At 53.6% G+C, this 12,509-nt stretch carries 15 protein-coding genes; 1 reads left to right on the top strand and 14 read right to left on the bottom strand.

The annotated features are described in order from the left end of the window. Positions 1-14: 14 nt before the first annotated feature. Entirely contained in the window at positions 15-1,151 is a 1,137-nt protein-coding gene (locus tag ACZ481_RS17070) for a uroporphyrinogen decarboxylase family protein (protein ID WP_464766553.1), read from the bottom strand. 274 nt (positions 1,152-1,425) lie between these two features. On the opposite strand from ACZ481_RS17070, the gene ACZ481_RS17075 reads away from it, so the two are divergent. Next, positions 1,426-2,355, top strand: a complete 930-nt coding sequence (locus tag ACZ481_RS17075; RefSeq protein ID WP_464766554.1) for a LysR family transcriptional regulator — start codon at positions 1,426-1,428, stop codon at positions 2,353-2,355. A 280-nt stretch (positions 2,356-2,635) separates the two neighbouring features. On the opposite strand, the gene ACZ481_RS17080 is transcribed toward ACZ481_RS17075, so the two are convergent. The 13 genes from ACZ481_RS17080 to hisG all read right to left on the bottom strand — a co-directional run bounded on the left by ACZ481_RS17080 (position 2,636) and on the right by hisG (position 12,453). Then, the gene (locus ACZ481_RS17080) at positions 2,636-3,352 is read right to left on the bottom strand and encodes a DUF1638 domain-containing protein (RefSeq protein ID WP_464766555.1); all 717 of its coding nucleotides are present in this window, start codon (positions 3,350-3,352) and stop codon (positions 2,636-2,638) included. 13 nt (positions 3,353-3,365) lie between these two features. After that, positions 3,366-4,022 carry a cobalamin B12-binding domain-containing protein gene (locus tag ACZ481_RS17085; RefSeq protein WP_464766556.1) on the bottom strand — a complete coding sequence of 219 codons (657 nt, stop codon included), beginning with the start codon at positions 4,020-4,022 and terminating at the stop codon, positions 3,366-3,368. Positions 4,023-4,026: 4 nt separating this feature from the next. Then, positions 4,027-4,755, bottom strand: coding sequence for a GntR family transcriptional regulator (locus tag ACZ481_RS17090; protein ID WP_464766557.1), 729 nt, complete (start codon positions 4,753-4,755; stop codon positions 4,027-4,029). A 94-nt stretch (positions 4,756-4,849) separates the two neighbouring features. Next, on the bottom strand, positions 4,850-5,539 hold the full coding sequence (locus tag ACZ481_RS17095) for an LrgB family protein (RefSeq protein ID WP_464766558.1): 690 nt from the start codon (positions 5,537-5,539) through the stop codon (positions 4,850-4,852). After that, entirely contained in the window at positions 5,539-5,898 is a 360-nt protein-coding gene (locus tag ACZ481_RS17100) for a CidA/LrgA family protein (protein ID WP_464766559.1), read from the bottom strand. The genes ACZ481_RS17095 and ACZ481_RS17100 overlap by 1 nt, the downstream gene beginning before the upstream one ends. 125 nt (positions 5,899-6,023) lie before the next feature. After that, positions 6,024-6,677 carry a bifunctional phosphoribosyl-AMP cyclohydrolase/phosphoribosyl-ATP diphosphatase HisIE gene (gene hisIE, locus ACZ481_RS17105; RefSeq protein WP_464766560.1) on the bottom strand — a complete coding sequence of 218 codons (654 nt, stop codon included), beginning with the start codon at positions 6,675-6,677 and terminating at the stop codon, positions 6,024-6,026. Further along, positions 6,674-7,432 (bottom strand): imidazole glycerol phosphate synthase subunit HisF, encoded by a 759-nt coding sequence (hisF, locus tag ACZ481_RS17110; protein WP_464766561.1) that lies wholly within the window; start codon positions 7,430-7,432, stop codon positions 6,674-6,676. The genes hisIE and hisF overlap by 4 nt, the downstream gene beginning before the upstream one ends. Next, positions 7,432-8,169, bottom strand: coding sequence for a 1-(5-phosphoribosyl)-5-[(5-phosphoribosylamino)methylideneamino]imidazole-4-carboxamide isomerase (gene hisA, locus ACZ481_RS17115; RefSeq protein WP_464766562.1), 738 nt, complete (start codon positions 8,167-8,169; stop codon positions 7,432-7,434). The genes hisF and hisA overlap by 1 nt, the downstream gene beginning before the upstream one ends. A 7-nt stretch (positions 8,170-8,176) precedes the next feature. Further along, on the bottom strand, positions 8,177-8,809 hold the full coding sequence (gene hisH / locus ACZ481_RS17120; protein WP_464766563.1) for an imidazole glycerol phosphate synthase subunit HisH: 633 nt from the start codon (positions 8,807-8,809) through the stop codon (positions 8,177-8,179). A 12-nt stretch (positions 8,810-8,821) separates the two neighbouring features. Then, positions 8,822-9,409: an imidazoleglycerol-phosphate dehydratase HisB gene (gene hisB / locus ACZ481_RS17125; RefSeq protein ID WP_464766564.1), complete on the bottom strand. Its 588-nt coding sequence runs from the start codon at positions 9,407-9,409 to the stop codon at positions 8,822-8,824. Further along, a complete protein-coding gene (gene hisC / locus ACZ481_RS17130; RefSeq protein ID WP_464766565.1) occupies positions 9,406-10,449 on the bottom strand; it encodes a histidinol-phosphate transaminase in 1,044 nt (347 codons plus the stop codon). Before hisC ends, hisB begins: the two co-directional genes overlap by 4 nt. Before the next feature lies 1 nt (position 10,450). Further along, a complete protein-coding gene (gene hisD, locus ACZ481_RS17135; RefSeq protein WP_464766566.1) occupies positions 10,451-11,791 on the bottom strand; it encodes a histidinol dehydrogenase in 1,341 nt (446 codons plus the stop codon). Then, positions 11,788-12,453, bottom strand: a complete 666-nt coding sequence (hisG, locus tag ACZ481_RS17140) for an ATP phosphoribosyltransferase (protein WP_464766567.1) — start codon at positions 12,451-12,453, stop codon at positions 11,788-11,790. Before hisG ends, hisD begins: the two co-directional genes overlap by 4 nt. Between the last annotated feature and the right edge of the window lie 56 nt (positions 12,454-12,509).

Here is a 12,509-nt window from a genome sequence, read left to right on the forward strand (position 1 = left end):
CTTCACCTTCTCGCTTAATAGTAGCCGTACTTTTCCACGGCCTCAAAAAAGACTTTTACATTGTCATGCCTGGCATTCATCGGCATACAACAGCCACAGGCGTATAAAAAGCCGCCGCCCCTGCCGACAACAGTGATCAGCTTTTTGCAGTATTCCTCAAGCTCGGCCGGTGATGCCACCGTAAGGTACGCAGCCGGCACGTCGCCATGGAGGGCGCAATGACCGTTCAGTATCTCTTTGGCCCGAAAGATGTCGGTGGCCCCGTCCAGCGCCAGAATGAATTTGCCTTTAGGCAGCTCCAGGAAGTACTCCAGATTTTTGGTCCAGTCACAGTCAAAATGCAATACAGGCACAATATTTCCGGCCACTAATCTTGCCACTAACTCTTTACAATACGGCCAGACCAGCCTGTCAAAATATTTCTTGGCGATAAACTGTCCGGCCGACCGGCTGCCGCCGATAAAAACCCGGTTTACACCGGTTGCGGCCACTGTTTTTTCCGCGCCTGCCACAAAAGCGTCAACCAGAATCGGCATTAATTCTTCCAGCCGGTCGGGAATCTGAAACATGTCTTTATAATATTTTTCGATTGACCTGGTCAGAGAAAAAGTGTCAAAAGGGACCAGGCCGCCCAGATCGCCATACAGCGGCGCCTGCCCCCGCTGCCGGATGGCAGCAAGCTCTGCCGCCCGCACCCGTCCTGCTTCCGCTAAGCCAGCCAGCACTTCCGCCCGGCTGATGCCGTTAGCCCGCTCCAGGAAGTTTAGGTGGTACTCGCCATACCCTTGGTCTGTAACGATTTGATAATCTGCCCGGGACATAACCTCTGTTTCCAGTACCTGGCTGGGAGCATTGTCCGGCAGTTCCCGGCCCGGCAGCTTCATCTTCCCCATACCGGCTCTGGCGGCGACATAACCGCTGGTAATGCCGTTAATATCACCGCAGCAATCCCACAGGGGATAGTCGCCGGCGAGTTGCTCAATCGCCGCCAGGCCCTTGGTAGTAAACTCCCAGACAAACTCTTTATTGGTTATGCCGGCATATTGCCCGGCGTAATTGCCGGTTTCCGGCGCGCACACTACCCGGTCAACCGGCTTAAGAGCAATGGTGGCCTGCAGGCGCTCCTCGGCCGTCATGCTATCCTTCCCCATACCATCCCCCCTAGCTTTACGTTGCCTACCTGCCGCCTTGCACCCCCTTTGCCAATTTTTTGAATATTCTTTCCGAAGTCATGATAGCATGCCGGGAAAGCCTCTGTGAAATTCAAAAATTGACTTATGGTTGTGCAAAAAATCATAACCAATAGCCTGTAGCTGCTGTTGAAAATACGTATTGGAAGCGATATGATAATTCTAGTCAGAAAATTTCGAACATATATTTTATAGCAGGTACACCGGCAGATTATCCTGAGGGGGAGAGGCTAGAATGGAAGATATCCGGCATTTACGTTCCTTCATCTATGTGGCTGAGCATTTAAACTTCACCAAGGCTGCTGAACAGCTCTATATAAGCCAGTCAACGCTCAGCAAGCATATTGCCGAATTGGAGGAGCAACTGGGCGTTCAGCTGTTTGTCCGTACACATCATTCGGTCCGGCTGACACCGCCGGGGGCCACGTTGTTCGCTGAGTCCCGTTCACTCCTGACCAGAATCAGCGAGGTCTTCGAAAGAACCCGCAAATCACAGCTGGAGGTTTGGGGGACGCTGCGTATCGGCTGCATAGGCCTTGAACATGTCTTTTTGCCTAAAGCCCTGAAACACTTTGCCGCCCTTTACCCTCATGTCAAGCTTGATATCCAGGTTATGCCTGTCCCCTTGATCAACGAAGCGCTGGCCCGCCAGGAACTGGATATCGGGTTCGATACCTTCGTAGGCAGTGAGTTTACCTCAAAATTTGAAACCTGTACCATCCGCCGGGCCCGGCTGTGTTTCTTATTGCCGCGCCATCATCCTTATGCCAGCAGATACTCAATTGATCTGGCCGAGTTGAAACAGGAACGTTTCATTCTTATGTCTCCCGCGGCTTTTCCTATTGGCCTGGAATGGTTCATTCAGCAATGCACTGCCCGCGGCTTTACTCCGGACATTGTCAGCCAGCCGCTCCGGGTGGAAACCCTCTTCTGGCAGGTTACAGCCGGGCTGGGTATTTCCTTTTGGGGTTTTGACCCGGTCTTTTGTCAAATGCTGCGCCATAACATCTCCCTGGTGGCGATGAACGGGCCTAATGCTTATGGAAATATCGCCCTGATCTGGAAAAAAACCAATCCCAATCCGGTCATCCCGCTGTTCCTCAAGGAGTTTGATAACCTAAAACTCAAGGACAAACCCCCGCTGAGGAAACTGGCCGCCCGTTAGTTCCAGTAAATAAAAAAAACACGGCTTGCACCGAGCCTTAGCGAAGGCAAAAGTCGATGTTGCCCTTATCCGGACGGAAAGGTATACTTTCTTACAGGCTAAGAAAAGACTTGGCTTGCGCCAAGTCCTGTAAGACGACGGCAGAAGCCGCCTGTGCCCTGTAAAGTATAGATTTTTACCCCTTGCATTATGAAATTATAATGTTTATCAATGCGGAGGAAACTAACAAAAAAAAGACGTCCGCAACCCCGCCAGAGGTTCCCGGACGTATATTTTTTGTTTATTTGTTGCCGCACAGCTGTAAGGCTGTGCTTTGAGTGAGACGGACCTGCCCGCTGCTGTCCCGGCAAATATCCTGCATCGTCACAGCCTGACCCGGAGGCAATACCAGGAACTCATCATCCCAGTCCCCCTGCAGGAGCTTATGGAATAACCGCAGCGAACCCGGCACCACCTCATGACACAGGTTAAGCTGCTCGGCAAAATTCTGCGTCTGGGCCAGGATGCTGTCCACAGCATAAGCCCCGGTATCGATCAACATAAACCGTTTATAGTGACCCATCATTATTTTCATAATTCTCAGGGCTTTCGCCTGGCCGTAACGCTCAATACAGCGCTCAAACTCACGCAGCAGGTTGTTTTCATAATCCAGCCAGCCTTTGGTTAAAAAATAGGTGCCTGCTTCTTTTGATATATTTCTTTTCGCTTCACAGGAGCCCAGCAGCAAGGGAATGCAGTCATCCACCTTGGGCAGCACCAGTGTAGCTTTGTCGGACTTTATATTGAGCAGGCTATTGCCGCAATAACCAAACACTAATAGGATTACATCCACATTATCGATACGGTTGATTTCTTCCTGTATGCGCTTATGCAGCAAGTCCGGTGTGTCATGCAGCCCTGACTCGATATAAAAAACCGGATAATCGGCACCAGTGGTTTTAAGTGCCAGTGTTAGCTCATCCCGCAGGGTCTGACAGGCTAATATTGCCGTCCCCATGCAATCCCTTCCTTTACGACGACTGAATCATTCGCTGATTTGTCACAAAAATATTGCGGCATAATTCTGTAACTTTAGTGCAGTCGGTCGCCCAATAATCGGCGCCTGTATATTTCCTGACACTTTCATTAACTAAGCCGCCGATAATTACGCTGGTCTGAGATCGAAGCCCGGCCTCATCCAGAAGAATAATCGTGTTCTTCATCGATTCAAAGGCCTCGGTAACAAGCCCGGTTAAACATACCACCCGGCTATTATATTTTTTTACGGCTTCAACAAATTTAGGTCCCGGCACATCAACCCCCAAATCGCAAATATCAAACCCATTATAGCGCATAATGCCTGTGGTGATATTTTTGCCGATATCATGGATGTCATCTTCAACGGTCCCGAAAATAACCGTAGGATAAAGAGAACGCTGAGTAACCGTCTGGTCTTTGATGACCAGGGTCAGCACATCCTTAAAAATCTCAGAGGCCATAATCAAATCTGACAAAAAATACTCGCCTTTGCTGTACAGCTCGCCGACCCGGTCGGTGCCGGCCCTGATTTCATCCAGCAGCACATACGGACTTATTCCCATTTGCAGGCCTTGCTTGACTAAATTAATGACCATGGCTTCATCCAGGCGGGACATGGCGGCAACAAGCATCTTCTGGGTCTTTAACATAGTTTCACAACCTTCCTGAAAGTGGATATGAGGTTGCCTTTAATTCAAAGCGGTCTTTATGACAAACCATGATGGAAACGCCCAGCGGATTATCCCCCTTGGCATAAATAACCTGTTTAATGACAAGCGCCGGCAGGACCTCATCAGCCTCTAATAATTTGGCTTGTTCCGGCAACAAAGCTGCCACCGATATGACCATATCATTGCGGACAGGTACACTTTCCTGATGTTTGGCCACCAATTCAGGAAAATCGGCATATTCCAGCTGCGTTTCGAGCAGCGGCTTTCCTTTCTGATACCGCAAAAACTTCTCTTCAATCGCTACAGGCTGAGCGCCTTTTAGCAGGAGGCGCTTTACGGTAATAATGCTGGATTGCCCGGTAAAACCTAACTCGCTGGCCAAATTCAGGTTATTGCGGATCAGGTTGACACCTAACAGCTTGTAACGCAGCTGTTCATCATTGACACCGCTGTTCTTCAGATCGATGACCAGCTGATTCAGGCGAGGCCGGGTTACAAAACTGCCTTTGCCCTTAACGGTGTCAATCAAGCCGGCTTCGGCCAGCAGCGCAATCCCCTGCCGCACGGTCATCCGGCTGATGCCGTATTTTTCCCCCAGTTGCGCTTCCGTTGGCAGCAATTCACCATCTTTAAGCTCGCCTGCCTCGATTTGCTGTTTTATATCTTCGGCTAACCGGTAATACACAGGGATCAAATTTTCGCGACTTTTCATAAAACCGCCCCTTGCCGTCACTCTTTACTCATTCACGTATATACATATATATATACAGTTTACACAATAAATAAGAATTGCGCAATTATTTTATTTAGCCAACAAACAAACTGACAAGAACAGGCGCTGCCAGAGCCGTAAACACACCGGCCAGGGCCATGGCCACACCGGCCATCGAACCTGGCCGCTCCCCTTCCAGGAGCGCCATCGCCGTTCCCTGGCCATGGGCTACCGTTCCCATAGCCAAACCGCGGGCCACCGGGTCGTGGATCTTAAACCAGGTCAGCAAGCTGAGACCGGCCACCGAGCCAAAAGTGCCTGTGGCGACAACAAAGGCTACGGCCAGGGCCGGGTTGCCGCCAGCCAGTTGGGCAACCCCGACGGCAAAGGGGATTGTTGATGACTTGGGGATGATGGAAACAATAATATCCCTTGCTAAGCCGCCGGCCTGAGTAATAAACAGCACAGCTGCCATTGACACTAGGCTCCCTGCGCCGACACCCAAAATAATTGCCAGGCCATACTGTTTCAATAAATCACGGTTGCGGTAAAGCGGCACTGCCAGGGCAACGGTAGCCGGCCCCAGCAAAAAAGTCATGATGTCTTTAGCCGGGACATAAGCGGTATAAGGCAGTTTGCAGGCAACCAGCAGCGCGATAATCGCCGCCGTGCTGAGCAGCACGATATTGATCAACGGATTATTATAGCGGAAATATAAGTAGCGGCTAAAAAGATACACCCCTGCCGTAGCTAGAATCGCAACAATAGTAATCACCGTCTGCATTACTTGTCCCCCCTGCGCAGCAACTGGGTCAAAGCCCCGACGGTAAAGAAGGGTAATACGGCACCGGCCAGCAGGGCTGCTGCCAAAACCAGGCCGTGCTCATAAAATACAGCGCCCCAGTCCATTAGACCTACAGCGATGGGGATAAAGAAAAACAGCATATGCTTAAGCAAAAAGTCGGCCGCCTCCTGGATGTAGCGCAGCTTAATAATGCCACTCAGCAAAAGTAAAAACAGCAGCACCATCCCAAATACGGTGCCAGGAATGGGCAACCCGGTAATGGCAGTGATTTGGTTGCCCAACCAATAAACAATCCACAACAACGTTCCTTGCCCGATCATCTGCAACAACTTCAACACCCGATCCCTCCTGCGCTCACTATTTCACCTCAATATAAAAAGCGTAGCGGAGAGAGGTAATTCTGTCAACCTTTTTAATGTCCCAAACAATAACACGCCGCATCCTGGTGGATGCAGCGTGCCGGCTATTGCCTGCGTTTTTTTAATTCCGCCAGCAGTTCACTGGGAGCAATGTTATGGTTAGCCAGCAATACCAGGCAATGATACCAGAGGTCGGCCATCTCGTACAGGATCTCGGCTTTATCCTGATTCTTGGAGGCAATGATGGTTTCCGCCGCTTCTTCGCCAACCTTTTTCAGTATCTTATCCTGGCCTTTTGCAAACAGGTAATTGGTATAAGAACCTTCTTTAGGGTTGTGCTTGCGGTCGTTGATGACATGATACAGTTCATAGATAATGCCGGCCAGCGGCTCTTTAGCCACCGCATCCGGCTCAACCGGCTTGTCTGTCTGCCCGTTGCCGCCATCCAGCCTGCGGCTGAAACAGGAGAAGGTCCCTTCATGGCAGGCGGCACCGGTCTGGCTGACTTTGACCAGGATCGTATCGGCATCACAGTCATAATACAGTTCTTTAACAGCCTGCACATGGCCGGAGGTTTCCCCTTTCTGCCAGAGCGTACGCCGGCTGCGGCTGTAAAACCAGGTCACGCCGGTTTCCCGGGTCTTGCGGAGCGCCTCGGCGTTCATATAGGCCAGCATAAGCACAGTACCGCTGGCTTCATCCTGAATAATGGCCGGTACTAGTCCCTTGTCATCATATTTGATGTTACTATCATTCATAATCTCACCTCTACCCCGCGGGCTTGTAGATATTGTTTTACCTGGCCAACAGTAAACTGGCCATAGTGGAAGACTGACGCCGCCAGTACGGCATCGGCTTTGCCGGCTGTCAGTACCTCATAGAAATGCGCAAGCTCACCGGCCCCGCCGGAAGCGATGACCGGCACATTGACAGCTTCAGATACCGCTTTGGTAAGCTCAATATCATAACCATCCTTAGTCCCGTCTTTATCCATACTTGTTAAAAGAATTTCGCCGGCCCCCAGGGCGGTGGCCTGCTGTACCCAGGCCAGTACATCCAGGCCTGTCGGTGTCCGGCCGCCGTTAATATAGACCTCCCACCGGCCGGGCACGGTACGCCGGGCATCAACAGCCAATACGATACACTGGCGGCCGAACCGCTTGGCTCCTTCGGCCAGCAGCTCCGGCTTTTTTACAGCGGCCGTATTCAGGGAAACTTTGTCCGCCCCGGCTTTGAGCATCGTCCGGATATCCTCCACCGTACGTATGCCGCCGCCCACCGTAAAGGGTATAAACACCTCGGCCGCCACCCGTTCCACCACATCCACCATCGTCGTGCGTTCATCAGACGAGGCCGTAATATCCAGAAAAATCAATTCATCGGCAAGCCTGATATCATACACCTTCGCCAGTTCCACCGGATCGCCGGCATCCCGCAGGCCGACAAAGTTCGTGCCTTTTACCACCCGCCCGTCTTTTACGTCAAGGCAGGGAATAATCCGTTTCGTATACATTATGCCCCCCCTTCCCTGGCCAGGCGGATGGCTGCCGCCAAATCGACCGCTCCGGTATAAATGGCTTTACCGACAATAACGCCCTCAATCCCCTGCGCCTGATTAACCGCCTGGAGGGCCGTAATGTCCGCCAGGCTTTTAACACCGCCCGAGGCAATGACCGGAATCCCGGCCGCCGCCGCCAGCGCCGCTGTCGCCGCCACATTAACCCCCTGCAGCGTACCATCACGGGCAATGTCGGTATAAATAATACGGGCCACGCCGGCGGCCGCCATTTTTACAGCCAGCTCCTCGGCCCCGATTCCGCCTGCCACCTCCCAGCCTTCCAGCGCGGCCTGGCCGTCTCTGGCATCAATCCCCGCCACAATCCGGCTGCCGAACTGCCGGCAGGCTTCCTTCACCAACTCAGGCTTGCGGACTGCGGCTGACCCCAGAATCACCCGGCTGACGCCGGCCGCCAGCACTTGCTCAATGGTCGCCAGCGACCTGATGCCGCCCCCCAGCTGCACCGGTATGGACACAGCGTTAGTGATGGCCCGGACCGCCTCAAGATTGACCGGCTTACCGGCTAACGCGCCGTCCAGATCGACAACATGCAGATACTCGGCCCCGGCGGCTGCCCATCTGAGCGCCATCGCCGCCGGGTTATCGGCAAATACGGTCTCCTGGTCGAAACGCCCTTCTGTCAGGCGGACGCAGCGTCCGCCCCGGATATCAATTGCCGGATAGATTATCATGAATTGTTCAACCCCTTAAAAAATTGGCTAAGATTTTCAGACCGGTCGCGCTTGATTTTTCCGGATGAAACTGCACGGCCTGCACATTGCCGCAGCCTACCGCGGCCGTAACCGTGCCGCCATATTGAGTGACTGCCGTTACCAGCCGGTCATCTGCCGGTACGGCATGATAGCTGTGGACAAAATAAACAAACGGAGCTGACGGCAGGTCCGCAAAAAGATAGCTGGACGACTTCATGTCCAGACTGTTCCAGCCCATATGAGGAATTTTTACACCGGGGGCACTGAGCTTGCATACCATTCCCGGCAGAATTCCCAGCCCGGGCACACCGGGGTCTTCTTCACTGCCGGCAAACAAAAGCTGTAAGCCCAGGCAGATTCCCAGAAACGGTGTATCCCGTCCAGCCACTTCTTTAATAATAGGAATAAGGCCATAGCGGTCGAGGTTGGCCATACAATCGCCAAAGGCCCCTACCCCGGGCAGCACGACCTTGGCCGCGCCGCCAATCACCGTCGGCTCGCTGGTCACAACAATCTCATAGCCGCCGCCGGTTTCTGCGTTTAATTTAGCAAAGGCTTTGGACACACTGTGCAGGTTGCCCATGCCGTAATCAATAATTGCCAACGTGTTGAGCGCCATGGCTAATCCTCCTTATAATATCCCCTTGCTGGACATAACACCCTGTATCCGTTCGTCCCGGCCGGTGGCCTCGGCCAGTGCCCGGCCCAAGGCCTTAAAGATGGCTTCGATAATATGATGGGTATTCTTGCCTGCCAACAGCCGCACATGCAGGGTAAGACCGGCATGAACACAAAGGGCCCGCAAAAATTCCTCTGTCAGTTCACTGTCAAACTGGCCGACCCGTTCACTGGGCAGTACCGCCTCAAACACCAGATACGGCCGCCCGCTGATATCGAGCGACACCATAGCCAGCGCTTCATCCATCGGTACAAAGGCGGTGCCATAGCGTTTAATGCCGGCCTTATCCCCCAGGGCTTTAGCCAGAACCTGACCGAGGACAATCCCGGTGTCTTCCACCGTATGATGCCCGTCAACCTCAAGATCACCCCGGGCGTCAACCTGCAGGTCAAACAGCCCGTGTTTACTGAACAGGATCAGCATATGATCAAAAAAACCGATACCGGTGGCCACCCTGGCCTGGCCGCTGCCGTCAAGGTTCAGGGAAACAGTTATGGCGGTTTCTCCGGTTATCCGCTCGCTCACGGCAGTACGGCTCATCCGGCAGCCACCTCCAGCACAGCATCATTTTCCGCCGGTGTGCCAATGCTAATCCGGATACAGCCGGCAAGTCCGGGCGCGGCGCTAAAGTCGCGCACCCCGATGCCCCGTTGGCGGAAGCGGGCCGTCAGCGCGGACGCCTGCTCACTCTTTATCAGCAGGAAGTTGGCTTGCGACGGATAGACGTGGATGCCGGCCACCGCCCGGAGGGCGGCTGTCAGCCGTTCCCGCTCCCTGCTGTTTTCAGCCAGGCTACCGGCAAACTCCCCCCGCATGCCGAACACCGTCGCGGCCGTAATCAGCGTTAAGGCATTTACACTATAAGGCAGCAGCGCCTTGCCGATCGTGCCGGCCACTGCCTCGCCGGCCAGCAGATAGCCCACGCGGGCCGCCGCCAGGCCGTAGGCCTTGGAAAAGGTGCGGGCAATCGCCACATGCGGGTACTTGCCCAGCAGGTTGACGGCCGTCTGCCCATAAAACTCATGATAAGCCTCGTCAACTACCACCAGGCTCCTGGTATTGGCGGCAACATATTCAACCTGTGCCGGCGGCATCACCGTACCGGTCGGGTTGTTGGGATTGCACAGCAGAATCACACTGGCCGCGGCCTGCTTAGCTGCCGCCAGCATTTTGTCCGCATCCAGCGTATAGTCGGCATTCAGCGCCACCGGCACCGGCTGGCTGTCTGCCAGTCTGGCATAAATTCCATACATGGAAAACGACGGGCTGGGATAAACAATACTGCGGCCGGCCCCGCCATAGGCAAAACACAGGGCCTCTAACAGCTCGCTGGAACCGTTGCCAATCAGAACATTGGTTGCACTCAGGCCAAACTCCGCCGCAATTGTGGCTTTTAGCGACTGGGCGCTGATCTCGGGATAACGGTTAAACGGCAGGTTTCCCAGCCGCTCAATGACCCGGGCTTTAACCGCCGGCGGTAAATCTGCCGGCCGTTCATTGGCATCAAGCCGGACGGCCCAGTCGGTGTCGGCTGCAGCGTATGGTTGTAATGCTTCCAGCCCGGCACGAGGCATAAACATATTAATTCCTCCTTATCCTGACGGCATTGGCATGGGCGGCAAGCCCCTCGGCCTCGGCCAGCGTGATCACCTGACTGCTGACGGCCGCCAAAGCCGCCTGTGTATAGGCGATTACACTGGTTTTTTTCATAAAGGTATCCACAGTAAGCACCGAATAAAAACGGGCGGTGCCGCCGGTGGGCAATACGTGATTGGGACCGGCGAAATAATCGCCCAGCGGTTCAGGCGAATAGGGCCCCATGAACACGGCCCCGGCATGGCGCACAAAAGGCAGCAGCTTGAAAGGCTCGGCGGTTAGCAGCTCCAGGTGCTCAGGGGCCGAAAGATTGGCCAGTTCCACTGCCTCGGCCAAATCCTTGGTAATAATAATCAGGCCATTGTCCTCAATAGACCGGGCGGCAATCTCTTTGCGCGGCAGGGCGGCCAGCTGACGTTCGACTTCCTGGGCCACCTTGCCGGCTAAATCGGCACTGTCTGTAAGCAAAATACTTGAAGCCAGCACGTCATGTTCGGCCTGGCTCAGCATGTCTGCCGCCACATAACCGGGGTCGGCCGTATTGTCGGCAATAATTAAAATCTCACTGGGACCTGCCAGCATATCAATATCGACATGGCCATAGACGGCTTTTTTAGCCAAAGTGACAAAAATATTGCCAGGCCCGGTAATCTTGTCCACCCGGGGAATCGTTTCCGTGCCAAAAGCCAGGGCCGCTATGGCCTGAGCCCCGCCCACCCTGAATATCCTTGTGACTCCGGCCAGCTTGGCTGCGGCCAGGACATAGGGATTCACCCGGCCTGCCGCATCGGGCGGCACAACCATAATAATTTCCTGGACCCCGGCCACTGCTGCCGGCACCGCGTTCATCAGCACAGAAGACGGATAAGCGGCTGTCCCGCCGGGCACATAAATGCCCACCCGGTCCAGGGGCGTGCATTTTTGTCCCAGCACAGCCCCGTGCTCGCGTTCGGTAAACCATGATTCAGGCACTTTTTCGGCATGAAACTTTTCAATATTGGCGGCCGCCGCCGCCAGGGCAGCGAACACCTCCTGGTCAATCCCGGCGATTGCGCTGTCAATCTCAGCCGGTGTTACCGCCAGCGTCGCGGCCGTTAAATCGGCACCGTCAATTAATCTGGTATACTTGAGGACAGCCTCATTGCCCTGGCAGCGCACATCATCGACAATGCGCTGGGCAACCTGCGCGGCCGACAGTTCTTCGCCAAACAGCATTTTTACCTTGGCCCTGGCGCCAGCCCCGAGCACCACCTTGTCAAAAGCCGGTTTTTCCATAATCTCCGCGATTTCTTCTTTGCTCAAATAGCTGCTGTATATCCTTTTCATGCTTTTCCCTCACTTTCTACCAGCGCTTTTAACCCTTCCACCATGGTGTTGATCCGGTCAAATTTCATTTTGAAGCTGACCCGGTTGGCGATAAACCGGGCGGTCGCAGTGTGGAGCTGGGCCACTTCAATCAGATTATTCTCTTTTAAGGTCCGGCCTGTTTCCACCAGGTCAACAATGATTTCCGCCAGTCCCACCATTGGCGCCAGTTCAATGGAGCCATTGAGCTTAATAATCTCCATCTGAATACCGTTGCTGTGGAAAAAACGCTCCGCCACCCGGGGATATTTGGTTGCCACCCGCATATGGGCATAATCACTTAATTTTTCCTGCCTGAGCGCCTGGGGCACGGCTACCATCATCCGGCAAAAGCCGAACTTCAGGTCGAGCAGCTCGTAAACATCTTTATTTTCCTCCAGCAGTACATCTTTGCCAATAATGCCGACATCAGCGGCACCGTATTCAACATAGGTCGGCAGATCAGCGGTTTTGGTAATAATAAAGCGGATCTTTTCCGTCTCATTCGCAATCACCAGTTTACGCGAATTTTCACTGAGGCCTGCGGCCGTATAACCGAGTTGACCCAGGCGGCCGGCAGCAAGATCAAACAACTTGCCCTTCGGCAGGGCAATGGTTAAATAATCCATATCACTTGAGGTCATCGTATGCCTCCATTTTTACTTTAATTAATTAAAGTGTTAATATAATAATATATTAA

The sequence above is a fragment of the Sporomusa intestinalis genome (assembly GCF_055383785.1).